Source organism: Methyloprofundus sedimenti (genome assembly GCF_002072955.1).
Lineage (GTDB): Bacteria > Pseudomonadota > Gammaproteobacteria > Methylococcales > Methylomonadaceae > Methyloprofundus > Methyloprofundus sedimenti.
The window spans coordinates 2737568-2755664 of record NZ_LPUF01000001.1 but is presented as its reverse complement, the minus strand read 5'-3'; the positions used below and the strand labels follow the sequence as shown (position 1 = coordinate 2755664).

The window sequence follows — 18097 nt, the reverse complement described above, 5'->3', positions numbered from 1 at the left end:
ATCTACAAGTGACGTTAACAGGTAGAGTGTAGATTAAATCAACAGAATGCCAATAGCAGCTTCGAATTGATTCATGTCTGACTATGAAGAGGAATCAATTTTACAATAAACTCAAACATCAATATGCAACATAAACTCGACGAATTACAGTTTGATAATCGCTTTGTTCAGGATTTACCGGCTGATACCAGTACTGGGCCACACCCTAGGCAGGTTGAACATGCCTGTTATTCTGCAGTTAAGCCAGCTACAGTAAGCAGGCCTCAACTAATTGCTTACGCGAAAGAAGTGGCAGCATTGTTTGATTTATCCGAAGCAGATTGTACTACGGAATATTTTACCCAGATTTTTGCCGGTAACCAGTTAGTTGTTGGGATGCAGCCTTATGCTATGTGCTATGGCGGCCATCAATTCGGACATTGGGCAGGGCAATTAGGCGATGGTAGAGCTATTAACTTAGGTGAGGTGCGCAATAAAAAAGGCGAGCGCTGGGCAATGCAATTAAAAGGTGCAGGACTGACACCTTATTCGCGGACGGCTGATGGCCTTGCTGTGCTACGCTCATCAGTACGTGAGTTTTTATGCAGTGAAGCGATGTATCACCTGGGTGTGCCAACCACACGGGCATTAAGCCTGATTACTACCGGCGAACAAGTTGTCCGGGACATGTTTTATAGCGGTAATCCACAATTGGAAAAAGGCGCTGTGGTGTGTCGCGTTGCGCCATCCTTTATTCGCTTTGGTAGTTTTGAAATTCATGCAGCCCGACAAAATGTAGCTTTATTGCGTGAATTGGTTGATTACACCATACGCACCGACTTTCCGCATTTAGGTGAGCCTGGCATAGACACCTATCAGGCCTGGTTTAAGGAAGTCTGTCTTAAAACGGCGGAAATGATTGTGCATTGGCAGCGCGTAGGCTTTGTGCATGGGGTAATGAATACTGATAATATGTCTATTTTAGGCCTGACTATAGATTATGGCCCTTATGGCTGGCTGGATAATTATGACCCGGACTGGACGCCTAATACCACCGATAGAGAACAGCGTCGTTATCGTTTTGGCAATCAACCGCAGATTGCTGCATGGAATTTAAACCAGCTTGCAAATGCCATTTATCCATTGATAGAGCAAGTCAAACCACTGCAAGATGCGCTAACTTTATACAGCAAAACTTTTATCCAGTCTTATCAAAACATGCTCAATGAAAAGTTAGGTTTACAGGTGTTTGAACCCGAGACAGATAAAGAGCTGCAGGATGATTTATTAAAAATATTAGTGTTAACAGAAACTGATATGACGATTTTCTATCGTAAACTGGCGAATATTTCTACAGAAATAGCATTAAGCGATGCCCAGTTATTAGCCGAGTTACAAGATGCCTATTATCAACCTGAGCAATTGACTGAGGCCAATAAAACACAAATACTAAAGTGGTTACGCCAGTATATTGGCAGAGTACAACAAGATAAAACAGATGATGTTCGTCGAAAGGAAGCGATGAACGCCACCAACCCTAAGTATGTGTTGAGAAATTATTTAGCCCAGTTAGCCATCGATAAAGCAGAGCAGGGCGATAATAGTATGGTTAATGAATTGTTAGACGTATTACGTCACCCTTATGATGAACAACCCGAATATCAGGCCTGGGCAGAAAAGCGTCCGGATTGGGCGCGCACTAAAGCCGGGTGTTCGATGTTGTCTTGTAGTTCTTGATAAATTGAGGAACCTAGTCTCAAATACACATGAAATTAACTAGATCTACCTCTCAAAAAAGCAAATGCAGGAAATCTTCATCTAACTGTACTTTTTGACAAGTGTGTATAATCGAATTGTTTTTAGGAGAAAAATATGCAAATTACCATCAACATCCCTGATAATTTACCTCCAACAGCTATTCAGCAGCAGGTAACTGAGTTTGAGGAAAAGCTTAAAGAGCAAGCTAGGCAAGTTGCAACTATGGCAATAGACAAAAATGGTAAATACCAGGCTATTATGCAGATTGCTAGAAAATGTTCTAGTCTGCCTACCCTTGATCACCGTACAGCTGATGATATTTTAGGTTATGTGAAAAGTGAGATGGGCTTATGGGGTGATGAGTAGTGGTTATTGACTCATCCGTTTTAATAGCCATTTTATTAGAAGAAACTGAAGGAGAGGATTTTACGCAACATTTGATAGAAGCAGATAGTATTTATATTAGTGCTGTCAGTATTGTTGAATCATCAATGGTTATTGAATATAAGAAAGGCGAGCCTGGAGCAGCCCAGTACGATGAGCTTCTAAAAACGATTATTCCAACAATCATTGCTTTTGATGCCCAACAGGCATTGTTAGCGCGTACTGCCTGGAAAAAATATGGAAAAGGCAGACATCCTGCAAAACTAAACTTTGGTGATTGTTGTAGTTACGCTACGGCAAAACACTTAAATCAACCTTTGTTGTTTCAAGGCAATGATTTTTCTCAGACTGATATTGAAAGGGTTATCTAGTCTTTATGCTGGTTATTAGTTTCTAACTATTCAGAACAAACCTTGCTGTTAAAAATATGCTAGAAACGACACTTCAAGTTGCTCAAGGGCACATGCAATTACAACGCTTCCCCGTGGAAAAAGGCGAAAAATTACGTGCCTGGGATGCGGCGGATGAGTATTTATTAAACGATGTAGCAGCCAAACTCGCGCTGTTTGAAAATCCTCGAGTATTGCTAATCAATGATAGTTTTGGTGCTTTAGCTGTGGCTTTACATGCCGTGCAACCCTGTTCTGTCTCAGATTCTTTTATTTCCCAGCAGGCAACTGTTGCAAATTTAGCGCTAAATGCGCTGCCAGTAGATGCAGTACAATTATTTAATAGTTTACGATTGCCAGCTGGTGAGTTTGATTTTATTTTGATTAAAGTACCTAAAACGTTAGCTTATTTAGAAGATATTTTAATTCGTCTGCAGAGTGCTTTAAAACCGGATACCCAGCTTATTGTCGCGGGTATGGTTAAAAATCTACCCGCTTCAGTATGGCAGACAGTTGAACGCCTGGTGGGTAGAACCGTACCGTCAAAAGCCGTTAAAAAAGCGCGTTTAATTTATGCAACGCCTGATGAGCAGCGTTGTATTCCGGCTAATCCCTATCCGCTCACATATCAACTGGAAAATACCGATTATCAGATTTGTAATCATGCCAATGTTTTTTCACATAAAAACCTGGATATAGGCACGCGTTATTTTTTGGCGAATTTGCCGCAACATAATAAATACCGGCAAGTAGTCGATCTGGGTTGTGGAAATGGCTTAGTCGGACTTATTTTTGCTGCAAACAATCCTGCTGCTCAGCTACATTTTATAGATGAATCATTTATGGCTGTGGCTTCAGCACAGCAAAATTTTGAGCATGCATTTAAAACTCGAAAAGCAACATTTACGGCTGCAGATGCATTAACCGATTTTGCGCCTGATAGTATTGACCTGGTTTTATGTAATCCGCCTTTTCACCAGCAAACAACAATTGGTAGTCATATTGCCATGCGCATGTTTAATCAGGCAAAAAAAGTATTACGTACAGGTGGTGAATTGTGGGTCATTGGTAATCGCCACCTGGGTTATCAGGCAAGTTTGAAAAAATATTTTTCTAGCGTCGAGCTTGTCGCTTCGAATGCGAAATTTATTATTGTTAAAGCTTCTAATTGAGAAAAAAGCATATTATTCTGAGGTATAAAAGAAAGCAAACTCATAGGTGAATCGAGTGCAATGCGTTAAAGACCCGGCCAAAATAGAAGAAAGTATTAAGAAATCACGCTTTATCGGCTTAATTTATCCCTGTAGCAGTGAAACACAAGCAGTCGACTATTTAAAAAATTTAAGTACCGAGCATGCATCTGCAAACCATATAGTATTTGCCTACCGCATTAAAACAGAGAAAGGTATTATTTGCCGGTTTCATGATGCGGGTGAGCCCTCAGGAACGGCTGGAAAACCAGTTTTTAAATATATAGAAGGACATGACTTAATTAACGTATTGTGTGTGGTGGTGCGTTATTTTGGCGGGATTAAATTAGGTGCAGGAGGTTTGACGCGCGCCTATGGTAATGCCGCTAAACAAGCCATTGAAGTAGCTGATATTATCGAATTTATTGAGCTGGCTACATTGTTATTTGTTGTTGATTATAATCAACTGCAGTCATTTGAATATACTTTGAACAATTTCTCTGGAGAAATTATTAGCAAGGATTTTACCGGGCAAGTTAAGTTGCTTGTTCAATTGCCGGCAAGTCAGAGTGATGATTTTTTAAAGCTTTATCCGGGTGGAGTTTACCAATAGCCCGCAAGATTGGAATTATTTTGACAAGCTGATAGTCGCCAACGAAATCGCTTTTAAAGATTTAATCAAATTGTATACAGAAATGCTGCTAGCAACCCACAGCGAACTGTTACTAGAATAATGCTTTTATCACCAGCTCGACTGGTGAAGAAAATTGTTATAAAAGTAGTACAAGACATCAGACCTTAACTTCTGGTCACTTTGCTCTTCTCTTATCAAACATATCGTGGGTGAGGAATATTTTTTAACATCAAGATTTAAATAAAATAAGTCGCTCGTATAAAACAACGTAGAACACGAAATTTCCGTATTATGTCATTGCTCCATACGACCACTCAGCAAACAGGTGACTCGTTTTTATATGCTTGCCTAATGTTTGGGTAACCCCATATCCATTTACTATGGCGCTGGGAGCTATTTAAAATACTAAATTGATCTTTTGCTACACTATAACTAAAGTTATTTTTGGTACTTGATAGCTGTATATGGTTTATTTGTTTTTTCCACTACTGTGTCAAAACGTGAAGAATTTTGGTTAGAATTCTTCATATGCTTTCCTTCCATTTCTGAAGCGTTGGGGTTGTCATTCTTCATTACTTGGTCACCAGCAACTGCTATTGCAGATACAAAAAAACTCAATACGATTGTTAATATAAATTTTTTCAATTTGTTTCCTTTAATAATATTTCTTGGATTCAACCAACAAGTGCAAAACTTGAATTAGATAGAATAAACAGCCAATCACCTGCAGTCTGATCGTTTATTCTCCAGTAAGAGATAGAGAACAAAGATTACCCGCAAACAACTGACCTATGAATAGGGTGACAGACTTATGTGCTAATTACAAGCACTAGAAAACTGAGGTCAGAGTAAATTTAAATTATTAAATTACTTTTTTCTTCTGCAGTTTCATATGGAAAAAATGGCGCGTCTATAGTTGAGTATCCTCTTTCCTGTCTGTGAATGCGCGAGCAGTCTCGTGGTGTGACTGGCATGATAGTCAGCTAGCTGGTGGAAATCCAGCCTTTGCCCTGTGAGAAGGGAAAAAGTAGGCGAAAGCAAGGGTGTCCAAAGAAACTCCCGGTAGCTACCCAACAGGGAAACACGGTTATTGGGAGCCAATGCGGAATCTGAAGGAAGCTCTAGCCAAATCGATCACCTAAACGAAAGTGAACCTTCGTAAGGCGGCAACAAGGGGATAAGGTGCCCGCGACCACCGAAGTCCAATATTCTCACCGTAACGTGTTGTTGTATTGAAGGTAGGTAGATCGAGAGATAGTTGACTATCTTACCCACTACAGAGCCGTCGGCTTTGGGTCGGAGTAACTGCGACTTCTTAAGCCCTAAGCGCTACAGTAATGTAGACGTTATGAACCGAGGGTTTTCAGATGAAGCCATAGTAATCGTAAAGTTTGGTGCCGATGAATTCATGGTGACATGAAGGAGGGTAAAACATCAAATCAGCAACAGGACGTTGGAGGTGAAGGGCGGAACACGTAAGCGGCCATGGCCGTTGATTATAAACTGATGGACTGAGATCAGCCTAACAGGAACAACCCTCTATTCGCGTCGTAAACAGTGAACGAATCGGTTGTGCGAGATTGAAGAAATCCCATTGCAAAAGAAAGAAAAAAAAGTGAAATGAACGAACACGACCTATTAATAGAGGAACCCAGACTTTTCGACCAGTTATGCTCAACCTTATACTTGGGCGTCGCTTTTAAACAGGTAAAGAAAAACAAAGGTAAACCCGGCATAGACGGAATAACCATTGCAGACTTTGAAACTCGTTTAGACGAAGAGCTAAGTCAGTTGCAAGAGGAACTCGCAAACTGGACTTATCAACCCTCGCCAGTCCGTCGAGTAGAAATAGCCAAGCCGGGAGGCAAAGGTGTACGACTACTCGGCATACCGACGGTACGGGATCGAGTGGTACAAACAATATTAAAGCTACTGCTGGAACCGGTCTTTGATCCGCATTTTTCACCGCACAGCTATGGATTTCGCCCAGGGCGAAGCCAGCACGAAGCGGTACAAGCGGCACAACAGATAGTGAACAGTGGCAAGCCCTACGTGGTGGATATAGATCTATCCAAGTTTTTTGATAGAATCCATCACGACAGGCTGATAGCCCGAATGGGCGAGAAAATATCCGACAAACGGATACTTCGCCTAGTCGGAAACATGTTGCGTAGCGGCGTCATGATCAATGGCATCGTCAACCCCAGCAAGGAAGGCGCAATGCAAGGGGGCTCACTCAGTCCCTTGCTGAGCAATATCGTTCTGGATGAACTGGATCAGGAATTGGAAAAACGTGGACTGGAATTTTGCAGGTACGCGGACGACTGTAATATCTTCGTAAAATCGCAAAAAGCGGCAGATCGAGTGATGGAAAAAGTCAGCCAATTCATCGAAAAGAAGCTGAAACTGAAAGTGAATCAGGAGAAAAGCCAGGTGGCTAAATCCGATGCGGTAAAGTTTTTAGGTTTTACCGTGGTTAAGGGGACAATTGCCATTGCGCATAAAGCCCTGCAAACAGCCATGAGTGAAATCGAAGCACTGACACCGCGAGGTACACATCAGACTCTGGATACATCACTGGACGAGATCAATCAATGGTATGTGGGCTGGTCAAATTACTACAGTTTGACTTACTACCCCTCACAATTGAATAAAATCGAAGCCCATATCAGGCGACGACTACGATCACGAATAGTCGATCAACAAAAGAGAAAACAGCATCTATATCGAAAACTGGTCAAACGGGGCGTACCACGAAAACAAGCATCAAAAGCCGTCTTTTCAAACAACAAACGGTGGCAACTCTCCAATGCGCGAGCAGTGACGAGGGCTTATCCGAACAGTTGGTTTATAAATCTGAAAGGGCAGGAAATACGATCCGACCGAAAGTTAGAGCATTGGTTTGAAGTTTCTCAATGGATACGTCTTGCGTGAGGAGCCGTGTACGGACCCGTACGCACGGTTCTGTGGGCAGACGGGAGCTGCGGCTCCCTCTGACCCGATAGAGACGACCCGCGCGTTTCACTGACGAATCATTTCACCTTCACAATGCCGGGCGGTTGCCATGTGCCTTCACCGGGCGGCAAGATGGAAGGCGCTTCCGTCTTGGGCCAGTAGAGGCGCAGAAGTAGATAGAAGGTATCATTCGGTGCGGGCAGCCAGTTGCTTGCCTTAGCCGCACCAGGAGAGTCTTTCTGGATATACATCGTCAGCGAGCCGTCCTTGTTTAGTTTCATGTTCGGCAACATCGGCGAGTTGATGAGGTAACGGTTGATGGGGTTTTTGATCAGGAGCTGGCTCTTGCCATCATACAGCGTCACGGACCAAAAAGCGTTCACCGGCGGGAACTGTCCAGCAGCAAAAGTGAGCGTGTAATTATGTTTGCTACCGTCGAGCGGTGCGCCGTTAGCATCCACTTTAGCCAATGGGTACATAGCTTCAGCCGGGTCATTTGCGTAGATGCCTGCTTTCGCCAAGCCGGCGCGAGCCAGCCAATTGCCACTAAAGTAGGCAGCATTGCCGCCGGCTAGCCCACCGACGCGCCAGCCATGTTGATCCTTGCCGCCCGCAGCAATGATGGCCTCGATTTTGGCCTCGCCGGCTTTCATACCCAATCCCACTTCAAGCATGTGTTCCAGATCAAGTTCTTCAAAATTGAACTTCTTACCGGCACCGATACCGATGCGAGCAAGTTTGGAACGAATTTCCGCTTCCTCCGGAGTGCCCGGAGCGAATTGCAAGGCAAAGTCGAGATACTGGAAAAAGTTCTTTTTGACCAACTCCTTGTCAATCGGCGGAAAGTTGATAGTTGGGGCCGCGGGTGGCGCGGGCTGGTGAAGATACGCCGACAGCGGCTGTACTTTGTAACCGGCCTGGACCTTCTCCACGTTCAGCATGTCATCAGGGTTAAAAAGCTGAGTGCGGTAGGCAACCAGGGAGAACTGGGTGCCGGAGCGGAAAACTTTCTTGATGCCCGCCGGTGTTTCGCCTTTCCAGTCAGGACCAACTACGAGGTAGTCGCCGGGTTCATTGCCAGTGGCGCGGCTGCCGATATAGCCATAGTTGTAGGTGTTGCCATCACACAGCATTACCGAGAAGTAACGTTCCTTTTCCACAGCGGGAACCGACAGCACGATTGGTTCGGTGCGCAAGTCTAGCCACAAAGAAGAATAAGGCGTGTCGCTGTTAGGCGAGATGATGGCCGTGTCTTTGTAGGTGAAGACACGATGCAAGTTATCGATGACGTTAAACGGAGCTTTGTATTGACTGGAGTTTTTGTCCACGCTGAACGCATACATCACCGCATAGTTCATTACGATGGGCAAACCATAAATAAAGCCTTCCTCGGCAATAGCCTTGGTTTCGGCGATGCCAGGTGCATTGTTCTCATTTTTCTCCGCTTGCACGATGGCGTCGTTCTTGACCGCGCAACCAGTGATAAAGGTTAAGGTAATGATACTTGCCATCGCTGCGTTCAGAAATCTACGCCTTGTTATTTTCATGCTATGCTCCAATTTTGATCAATTCACCAACTCGATTTCACTTGGACGCCAGGTTTTGTTGAAGAATGATTCCAGTGGACTGTAGAAGCGTATCAAAGTGTTCCATCCTTTAGCCGGATCAGTTTGAATCCAGTTACCATCGTTCACTCCAGCGGGTTTCTTAGGACTGAAATACACGGTCGTAGAACCATCGGCGTTAGCGACAGCTGCTGGTCCAGGATAGCTTTGACTGCCGGCACGCGGAAAGCGCTGTGGCGTCTGTAGCATTGAACGTGTCTGGTTGTCATAAAGCGTCAAAGACCAGAACTTCTCAGCAGGGATACCTTTAGGTAGTGTCACTTTGTAGGTCTTTGCTCCATCAAAGTAGTCGCCATGGGAATCTTTGAATGACGCAAGATATTGTGAGCCTATGCCTGTCAGGCGCATAACCATCGCGGGAGTAATACCTGTTGCGTAGAAGAACATTGCCGTACGAGAGTTGAGTGTACGGGCCCCGGTTGCGGGATAGGGCGTGATAGTTCCATCCGCGCTAACTTTCGGTGGGGGTGTCTCAAAGTTATAGCCGCCAACAAAAAGCATGTTAGTCCAGGTAGAGTTAGGATAGTAGCTAAATCCTTCTGTATCACGTGGGTTCCAGTTTAAGGTACGAGCAGTCGCCGAACCGATAGCCGCGGCGTCAGTAAGAATTTGCTTCATTCTCGCGTCAGGGTTAAACTTTTTACCTTTGACGATACCGATAGCTGCGAGTGAACCAAGAATTTCTGCGTCAAGAGAATCCGCAGGCTCACGTTGAACCACGTCATTGATTAATTCAAAGTAACTGTAATCACTTGGTGGGATTGTATTGATAGCCAGGCCAGTACCTTCAGTGAATTTCACAGGTGGTTGAGGTCTTAAGAAACTCCATTCCAGTTTATGCTTCGGCGAACGTAATAAAGTCGCTTTTCCTTGTAAGGCAGAAGCGATACTGGTGCCGTATCCACCGGCTTCATACGGATAAATTTTGAGTGTTTTCTTGATTACCGCGACCGGTTTTTTTGGACTGTTGTCTTCTAGAAACAAACGACCAAGCATGGTTACGCGAGTTGTACGTACTTTATTCTCAAAGTAACCGCTTTCAGGTAGCTCACCTTTGTAGCCAGGTGGAACCAGCAGGTATTTCCCGCCTTCACCACGGTCTGGGCCAGGCAAGCCAAAGTCAGTAACCCATCGGAACCAGCTGTCGTCCATAACACCCAATGCCATTGGGGGTGTTTCGACTACGATTGGGCCCTTGCTTAGGTCAACGTTGACCCAAAAATAAACCGTATCTGCATTAGCCGTCAGGAATAGAGACTTAGAATCCATCAGTTCCGACCAGACAATAGCCGTGTTGTCAGACACTCCAGCCGCGTGGAAACCTTTAAACAGGGATGCCACTGAGGCGCCCTGATAGGCATTCGTATAAGCCTCGACAGCGTGCATCAGGTCGAGGTAGTCATAAACCGTGGTGGAAGTCTCATTGCTCGGCGCGCCGTCTTTAAATTCAAGCGTGCCGAGGGATGTTTCCATTTTATCCGGTGTAATCAGCGAGGGGGGGATTACGTCACTCGCCTGGGCGGTGGTCAGATTGGGTGCCGCCAGCAAGGTGCAGGCTGCGAGGACGGCCAGAGGTTTGATGAAATATTGCATTGCTTAGTTTCCTTTGCTTTTAGCTAAATTGTTGAATGCTCACTGATAGTTGTTTTGAGTCAATCTAAGATATGGCCATTTTGTTATGCGTTCTGGTGAAATTCGATAACATTATTATCAGGATCACGAATAAATAACATAACTCCACCATCGGTCAGTTTAATTGGGCCTTCTGTGACAGGTATGCCCAGTTTAATTAGAGTTTTCTCTACAGATTTTATATTAGAAACATTCAGTGCGAAATGCGTGTATCCAGGGTGCTTTGCAGGGATATCCATCAGTATATTTTCAGTGCTACCTGAATTGGCATTAAGAATAAAATTGATATTAACGCCGGATGGATGCTCCATTATTGCAACCGGTTCAGGGCCAATTGGGCCGACTATAAATACAAACCCGAGTTGTTCATAGAATTCCCTTGCCCGCTCAAGGTTACTTACTCTTATGCCTATATGGTTAATTCCGGTAATTTCCTGCATGGATTTCTCCTGGTTTCAGGCTTTTCCAATCCGTTGCATTTTAAACTTGATCCGCACACATCAATCAAAATGCACCAGTTCATAAGGCAAACTCGGTTCCCGTCCGGCAATAATATCACTTAAAAATGACCAGAATACATCACCTGAGGGTGGGCAGCCGGGCATGTAATAGTCTACTTTTACTATCTCGTGAATGGGATGTACATTATCTAAAAGTAATGGTAGTTCGGGGTCGCTGGGAATTTGTGCATTTTCTAAACCCATGCCATCAATATAAGATTCATTCAGACAGTCTTCGAGCTTAAAATGGTTGCGCATGGCGGGCAAGCCGCCGTTAATGGCACAAGCGCCTACGGCAACCAGAACTTTACAGTTTTTACGGAATTCGCGTAGCGTATGCACATTTTCTGAATTACAGACGCCCCCTTCAATTAAGCCTATATCACAAGGACCGCAATGTTCTATATCGGTAATAGGGGAACGGTCGAATTCGACATGTTGAGCTAATTCGATCATGCGTTCGTCTATGTCCAGGAAAGACATATGGCAACCAAAACAACCTGCCAATGAGGTTGTGGCAACTCTTAACTTAGCGGCCATGATGTTTGTTCTCCTTAGCTAATGCGACGGCATCAATTTTTTGTTTATCGTAGGTACGTTCTCCAATCGGCACTTTATAGCCTGTGCGTTTAATCAGGATTGCACCTGTTGGACAGATATGCGCGGCATGATCATTAATATGGATATTGCTGTCTTTTAATTTGCCTGTTATAGAATTAACAATCAGATGTTTGTTCATGCCACGGCCACTGATTGCAAAGACATTTTTATGGTCTTTTTCCTGGCTGGCTCGCACACATAAATTACAAAAAATACAGCGGTTGTGATCGATTAAAATATCCGGATGTGAGGCATCCATTTCTCGATTGGCAAAAAAATGCGGGAAATGGTTATCATGCATATCTAAATAATAGGCGACGCCTTGTAATTGACAGTCACCTGTTTTTTCGCATGAAGGACAAAAATGATTGCCTTCCACAAATAGCATTTGGGTTATGCGTTTTCTATCCTGTTCCAGATCGGCACTTTGATTGATAATGTTCTGTCCTTCCAGTGCAGGGAAAGTACAGGCTGAGCAATTTCTGCCGTTAACATTGACCGTACAAAGTTTACAACTACCATGGGGCTCATAGTCTGGATCATGGCATAAATGCGGAATATAAATGTCGGCTGCGATAGCTGCATCCATGATAGTCTGGCCATCTTCATAAGGTATTTCCTTGCCATCTATGGTGATTGTTTTACTCATGATTAATCTTCCTCTACTTGTGCCAAGTGTGCACCGGCATCGTTACGATTAGCTAAACGTCTGGCAGTTTCCAGTGAAGCATCTAAATCAAAGCCAGGTTCATAACTGATTTTTTTCAAGCGTTGCTGATAGCTTTCAGGATAACGTTCTAAGGTTGACAAAATCGGATTGGCAGCTGTTTGCCCTAAACCGCAATGGCTCAGGTTCTTAACCAGTTGACAGAGTTCTTCCAGCGCTGCAACATCCCCCGCAGAGCCGTAGCCCTCGGTTATTTTATCCAGCTGTTTTTTTAAGAGTAACGTTCCGACTCGACAAGGTGTGCAAAAGCCGCAACTTTCATGCGCAAAAAAATGAGTGAAGTTCTTGACAATATCGAGGATATTGCGTGATTGATTGAAAATGATAAAGGAACCGCCTGTGGCGAGATCTTCAAATGCCAGGGTACGGTGAACTTCATTCTCTGCTATAAAAGTACCTGAAGGGCCGCCAATTTGTATGCCTAAGATATCTGATGCCGCGCCACAATCGTGCAGTACTTGTTTAATGCTGGTTCCAAATGGATATTCGTAGATGCCCGGTTTTGTGCAATCACCACTAATGCTCAGTATTTTCGTGCCTTGTGATTGTTTTGTCCCAACATCAGCAAACCATTGCCCACCTTCGAGTGCAATTTTACTTGCCGCAAAAAAGGTTTCTACATTATTAACTACGGTGGGTTTGTTAAGATAACCCTGAGATACCGGGTAGGGCGGCCTGTTTCTGGGTATGCCGCGTTTACCTTCAAGAGATTCTATTAAGGCAGACTCTTCGCCGCAAATATACGCACCACATCCCATACGTATTTCAATATCAAAGTTTAAGCCTTGTTCCAGTATATTGTTACCTAATAATCCTGAGTGGCGGCGTTGTTGCAGAATATTTTGTAATTTGTCATATAAATGCAAGTACTCACCACGAAGATACAAGAAACCTTGTTCTGCACCAATAATACTTGCGCATAAAGTCATGCCTTCAAATACCTGATGTGCATATGTGTTTAATAAGACTCTGTCTTTAAACGTTCCTGGCTCGCCTTCGTCAGCATTACAAACCACATAACGTTCCGTTTCTATTTCTTCAGAACAAAAACGCCATTTCATGGCCGTTTTAAATCCGGCGCCGCCACGACCACGTAATCCAGAGACATCAATTTCTGTCAAGGTCTGTTGCAAACCCTTTTGAAAACGAGCTTTTAAAGCATCACCAGGTGCTATTGGATCTTGCAGTAATAAGCCAGGCAGGTAAATATTATCTTTTACCATAAAAAACTCGCTTGGCCATTGTTGCACAGGGATATTCTGCTCAATAAGTTTAACAATAGCGTCAATACGCGGACGGTCCAGATTAGTTAAAGCATAGCCATTGACTAATCCGGCAGGACCTTGATCACACATGCCTGAGCAAGAAGTATTATTTAAACTGACTAAACCGTCGGTGCGAAGTTCGCCTATGCTTACTTTTAACTGGCTGGCCATATAGGACATTAAATCCTGTTTACCCAGCATATGATCCGTAATTGAATCACTTACCAGCAGGGCATACTTGCCTTGTGGAGTAGAATGAAGAAAGCTATAAAACTCTATGACACTGATAATTTGTGTGCGGGGTATATCGAGAGATAGCGCAACACATTCTATGGCTTCAGCAGGAATATGCTGAAATTCGGATTGAATATCTCGTAAGATAGGAAGTAATTGATCAGAAGAAGTTCCATATCTGTCAATCACTGGCTGTATAAACGATTGCATATTTTTTCCTTGGTATGTGTAGGAAATGTTAAAAGGCACGCAAGCAATGCCTTATCCAAATACTAGAATTCTTTTTTGTCTGCTAATTACTAAAAACTATCCTTAACAAGCGGTTATTCGACGTGGCTTTAGGCGTATTTAATAAGCTGTTTCAGTAATTCCCTATTATTATAAACACTAATTAAAAAAACGTTTTAGATAATGACCTGTATAGGATTTTTCCATAGTTGATACTTGCTCTGGTGTTCCTTCAGCGACCACAGTTCCACCGCCATCACCGCCTTCAGGGCCTATATCAATTAGCCAATCTGCTGTTTTAATAACATCCAGATTATGTTCGATAACAATTATAGTATTGCCATGGTCGCGCAGGGTATGCAGGACATTAAGTAATTGTTGTATATCGTGGAAATGTAGACCGGTAGTAGGTTCATCCAGAATATAGAGTGTTTTTCCGGTATCACGCTTGGAGAGTTCTTTGGATAATTTAACACGCTGTGCTTCACCGCCAGACAGGGTGGTCGCATTTTGCCCAAGGGTAATATAACTCAAGCCGACATCTAGCATAGTTTGCAGTTTACGCGCCAAAACGGGGACTGGTTTAAAGAACAGATAGGCTTCTTCAACGGTCATCTTCAGAACTTCATTAATGGTTTTGCCTTTATAACGAATTTCCAGTGTTTCACGGTTATAACGTTTACCTGCACAGATATCACAATGTACAAAAACATCAGGTAGAAAATGCATTTCTACTTTGACAACACCATCGCCTCTACAAGACTCACAACGTCCCCCTTTAACATTAAAGCTGAATCTGCCGGGTGTATAGCCACGAGAACGGGATTCGGGAGTGGCAGCAAAAAGTTCACGGATAGGGGTGAATAATCCCGTATAGGTGGCTGGATTAGAGCGAGGTGTTCTGCCAATTGGGCTTTGATCTATATCAACTACTTTATCGCAATCTTCTAACCCTTCGACGGCATCACAAGGTGCAGGTAAGGTGGTGGCGCGATTAATGGCGCGGGCTGCATAGCGGTATAAAGTGTCATTAACAAGTGTTGACTTACCGGAACCAGATACGCCTGTCACACAAGTAAATAGACCGATAGGGAAGTTGACATCGATATTTTTTAAATTATTTCCGTGTGCATTACGTACTGTAATCAGTTGTTTATCATTTTTCGCTGTAAGTTGCCTAGGACCGGTAATGGCAAGTTTTCCAGAAAGGTATTGTCCGGTAATTGAATGCTCGTTATTTATCACATCTTCAGGTGTTCCCTGAGCAATAATCTGCCCTCCATGAACACCGGCACCGGGACCTATATCCACGATATATTGTGCTGCACGAATTGCATCTTCATCATGTTCCACGACAATCACAGTATTGCCTAAATCGCGAAGTCTAAATAGTGTTTTTAGCAAGCGATCATTATCACGCTGATGTAGACCGATAGAAGGTTCATCTAAAACATACATTACGCCTACCAGTCCCGCACCGATTTGGCTGGCCAGACGAATGCGTTGAGCTTCACCACCAGACAGGGTATCGGCACTGCGATCTAAAGTAAGGTAATCAAGGCCAACATTAACCAGAAACTCCAGGCGTTGCTGAATTTCAATAACAATTTTTTCAGCAATTTGGCCTCGTTGTCCAGGTAGTTGCAGTGTTTGAAAAAAAACCAGGCACAGTCGAATGGGTAGTCTTGTAATTTCGTAAAGTGGCCTGGAGTCGATAAATACATTGCGAGCAGCCATATTTAAACGTGAGCCCTGGCAACTTGGGCAGCGTATATTTGTCTGATATTTTGCTAATTCATCACGTATCACTTGAGATTCTGTTTCCAGATAACGGCGCTCCATATTGGCGATAATACCTTCAAAGCTATGCCGTTTTTTACGCTTTTTACCACTACCAGTAACAAAGGTGAAGTCTATCGCTTTACGTCCACTCCCATAAAGAATGATCTGCTGAATTTCCTCACTCAGTTCTTGAAAAGGTGTTTCAGGACTAAAAGCAAAATGTTCAGCAAGCGAGCAGATTATTTGATAATAATAGGCATTACGTCTGTCCCAGCCTCTCACTGCGCCAGCGGCCAAGCTGAGTTCTTTATTATGCACTACAAGCTCAGGATCGAAATGCTGTTTGATACCCAGACCATCACAAGCTGGGCATGCTCCCTTGGGGTTATTAAAGGAAAATATGCGCGGTTCTAGTTCGGTAATGCTATAGCCACACTGTGAGCAGGCATACTTTTCCGAAAAAATCAGTTGCCTGGGATCCTTGCGGTCGTCATCCATGCAAACTGCAGTAGCCACACCATCAGCAATTCTTAAAGCGGTTTCAAAGGATTCAGCCAGGCGAAGTTTTATATCTTCACGAATTTTGAAACGGTCAACTATGACTTCAATGGTATGTTTTTTCTTGCCGTCCAGCTCGGGTAACTCATCAAGTTCATAAGCCACTCCATCAATACGCGCACGAATAAAGCCCTGTGCCTGCAAGTCTTCCAGTAATTGAATATGCTCCCCTTTGCGATCATTTACCACAGGTGCCAAGAGCATCCAACGTTCACCTTCAGGTTGTTCCAGTACATGATCAACCATCTGGCTAATAGTTTGTGCTGCAAGCGACAGCCCGTGTTCAGGACAACAGGGTGTGCCGGCCCGAGCATATAAAAGCCTTAAATAATCATAGATTTCGGTGATGGTTCCTACTGTGGAACGAGGATTATGTGATGTGGATTTCTGCTCTATGGAGATAGCAGGAGATAAGCCTTCGATATGATCGACATCAGGCTTTTCCATTATGGAAAGGAATTGGCGGGCATAAGCCGACAAGGATTCTACATATCGGCGTTGTCCTTCAGCATAAATGGTATCGAAAGCGAGTGATGATTTGCCTGAACCGGATAAACCGGTAATAACAATCAATGTGTCTCTAGGTAAATCAAGGTCGATATTTTTAAGATTATGCGTTCTAGCACCACGTATGCTAATTGTATCCATCAGCGAATATAATAAATGGGGAAGTATAAAACGCTTTTCCCCAGAGACAAAGAAAAAGCATACACAAGTTTATTTGTTATGTTTTTTTGCAAGTAACTTTAGGTAAGCAAGAAAATCATCTTTTAAATCTTTATGTAGCAAACCATGTTCTACGGTTGCAATTAAAAAACCTAATTTAGAACCACAGTCATATCGAGTACCTTCAAATTCATAAGCCAATACTTTTTCGTCTTTCAGCAACTCAGAAATAGCATCGGTGAGCTGAATTTCACCGCCAGCGCCTTTATCTGTTTTTTCAATTTTATCAAAAATAGCGGGGGTTAATATATAGCGTCCAATAACCGCCAGATTTGTCGGTGCGGCATCAGGCTTCGGTTTTTCAATAATAGAGGTCACTTTACTTGCAGAAGTGTCATTGCTTTCTATTTGTACGATACCGTACTTATCTGTTTCTCTCGGATCAACTCTTTCAACACCTAGGATAGAGCAGGATTGTTGAGCAAATAATTGTGTCATTTGTGCCATACAACCACGCTCAGCATCTTCGACTAAATCATCAGCTAAAATAACTGCAAAAGGTTCATTGCCGACAATAGGTTTTGCACACAAAACAGCATGCCCAAGGCCTAATGCTTGAGATTGACGTATAAAAACACAGGAAACATGTGGTGGAATGATATTTTGTATCATTTCCAATTCCTTAGTTTTGCCTTTTGCAGCTAATTCGTTTTCTAGTTCGTAAGATTTATCAAAATGATCCGGGATTGCGCGTTTGTTACGACCGGTAACAAAAATCATTGTGTCTATGCCAGCTGCAACAGCTTCTTCTACCGCATATTGTATCAACGGTTTATCGACTATAGGCAGCATTTCTTTGGGACTAGCTTTGGTGGCAGGTAGAAAACGGGTTCCCATTCCAGCGACCGGAAATACGGCCTTAGTGATTTTTTTTGACATTTAATTGTTCCTTATTTATTGATAAAGTTCTATAAAATGAGCTTTGTACAGC

The 18097-nt window shown here is 43.3% G+C and carries 15 protein-coding genes; 6 read left to right on the top strand and 9 right to left on the bottom strand.

The genetic code is table 11. The features are described 5' to 3' along the window. Nucleotides 1-123 precede the first annotated feature (123 nt). From AU255_RS12195 to AU255_RS12175, 5 genes are all read left to right on the top strand, one after another. On the top strand, nucleotides 124-1716 hold the full coding sequence (locus AU255_RS12195; RefSeq protein ID WP_080523113.1) for a protein adenylyltransferase SelO: 1593 nt from the start codon (nucleotides 124-126) through the stop codon (nucleotides 1714-1716). 135 nt (nucleotides 1717-1851) lie between these two features. Then, nucleotides 1852-2103 carry a hypothetical protein gene (locus AU255_RS12190; RefSeq protein ID WP_080523112.1) on the top strand — a complete coding sequence of 84 codons (252 nt, stop codon included), beginning with the start codon at nucleotides 1852-1854 and terminating at the stop codon, nucleotides 2101-2103. Further along, nucleotides 2103-2492, top strand: coding sequence for a type II toxin-antitoxin system VapC family toxin (locus tag AU255_RS12185; protein WP_080523111.1), 390 nt, complete (start codon nucleotides 2103-2105; stop codon nucleotides 2490-2492). Before AU255_RS12190 ends, AU255_RS12185 begins: the two co-directional genes overlap by 1 nt. A 56-nt stretch (nucleotides 2493-2548) precedes the next feature. Next, entirely contained in the window at nucleotides 2549-3682 is a 1134-nt protein-coding gene (locus AU255_RS12180) for a methyltransferase (protein ID WP_080523110.1), read from the top strand. A gap of 55 nt (nucleotides 3683-3737) precedes the next feature. Further along, entirely contained in the window at nucleotides 3738-4313 is a 576-nt protein-coding gene (locus tag AU255_RS12175; protein ID WP_080523109.1) for an IMPACT family protein, read from the top strand. Between the two features lie 459 nt (nucleotides 4314-4772). On the opposite strand, the gene AU255_RS12170 is transcribed toward AU255_RS12175, so the two are convergent. Next, nucleotides 4773-4979 carry a hypothetical protein gene (locus AU255_RS12170; RefSeq protein ID WP_080523108.1) on the bottom strand — a complete coding sequence of 69 codons (207 nt, stop codon included), beginning with the start codon at nucleotides 4977-4979 and terminating at the stop codon, nucleotides 4773-4775. Between the two features lie 975 nt (nucleotides 4980-5954). On the opposite strand from AU255_RS12170, the gene ltrA reads away from it, so the two are divergent. Further along, nucleotides 5955-7268, top strand: a complete 1314-nt coding sequence (gene ltrA / locus AU255_RS12165; protein WP_080523107.1) for a group II intron reverse transcriptase/maturase — start codon at nucleotides 5955-5957, stop codon at nucleotides 7266-7268. A gap of 98 nt (nucleotides 7269-7366) precedes the next feature. Here ltrA and AU255_RS12160 read toward each other — a convergent pair whose 3' ends face one another. The 8 genes from AU255_RS12160 to galU all read right to left on the bottom strand — a co-directional run bounded on the left by AU255_RS12160 (nucleotide 7367) and on the right by galU (nucleotide 18045). After that, nucleotides 7367-8836: a DUF1254 domain-containing protein gene (locus AU255_RS12160; protein ID WP_080523106.1), complete on the bottom strand. Its 1470-nt coding sequence runs from the start codon at nucleotides 8834-8836 to the stop codon at nucleotides 7367-7369. An 18-nt stretch (nucleotides 8837-8854) separates the two neighbouring features. Continuing rightward, complete coding sequence (locus AU255_RS12155; RefSeq protein WP_080523105.1) at nucleotides 8855-10507, bottom strand: DUF1254 domain-containing protein; 1653 nt, start codon at nucleotides 10505-10507, stop codon at nucleotides 8855-8857. 83 nt (nucleotides 10508-10590) lie between these two features. Next, complete coding sequence (locus tag AU255_RS12150) at nucleotides 10591-10986, bottom strand: VOC family protein (protein WP_080523104.1); 396 nt, start codon at nucleotides 10984-10986, stop codon at nucleotides 10591-10593. Nucleotides 10987-11046: 60 nt separating this feature from the next. After that, nucleotides 11047-11586 carry an NADH-quinone oxidoreductase subunit B family protein gene (locus AU255_RS12145; RefSeq protein ID WP_080523103.1) on the bottom strand — a complete coding sequence of 180 codons (540 nt, stop codon included), beginning with the start codon at nucleotides 11584-11586 and terminating at the stop codon, nucleotides 11047-11049. Then, on the bottom strand, nucleotides 11576-12295 hold the full coding sequence (locus AU255_RS12140) for a 2Fe-2S iron-sulfur cluster-binding protein (protein ID WP_080523102.1): 720 nt from the start codon (nucleotides 12293-12295) through the stop codon (nucleotides 11576-11578). Before AU255_RS12140 ends, AU255_RS12145 begins: the two co-directional genes overlap by 11 nt. 2 nt (nucleotides 12296-12297) lie before the next feature. Next, nucleotides 12298-14082 (bottom strand): NAD(P)H-dependent oxidoreductase subunit E, encoded by a 1785-nt coding sequence (locus AU255_RS12135; RefSeq protein WP_080523101.1) that lies wholly within the window; start codon nucleotides 14080-14082, stop codon nucleotides 12298-12300. A 177-nt stretch (nucleotides 14083-14259) separates the two neighbouring features. Beyond that, nucleotides 14260-17088 carry an excinuclease ABC subunit UvrA gene (gene uvrA / locus AU255_RS12130; RefSeq protein ID WP_080523100.1) on the bottom strand — a complete coding sequence of 943 codons (2829 nt, stop codon included), beginning with the start codon at nucleotides 17086-17088 and terminating at the stop codon, nucleotides 14260-14262. A gap of 69 nt (nucleotides 17089-17157) precedes the next feature. Continuing rightward, nucleotides 17158-18045 carry a UTP--glucose-1-phosphate uridylyltransferase GalU gene (gene galU, locus AU255_RS12125; protein WP_080523099.1) on the bottom strand — a complete coding sequence of 296 codons (888 nt, stop codon included), beginning with the start codon at nucleotides 18043-18045 and terminating at the stop codon, nucleotides 17158-17160. Nucleotides 18046-18097 lie beyond the last annotated feature (52 nt).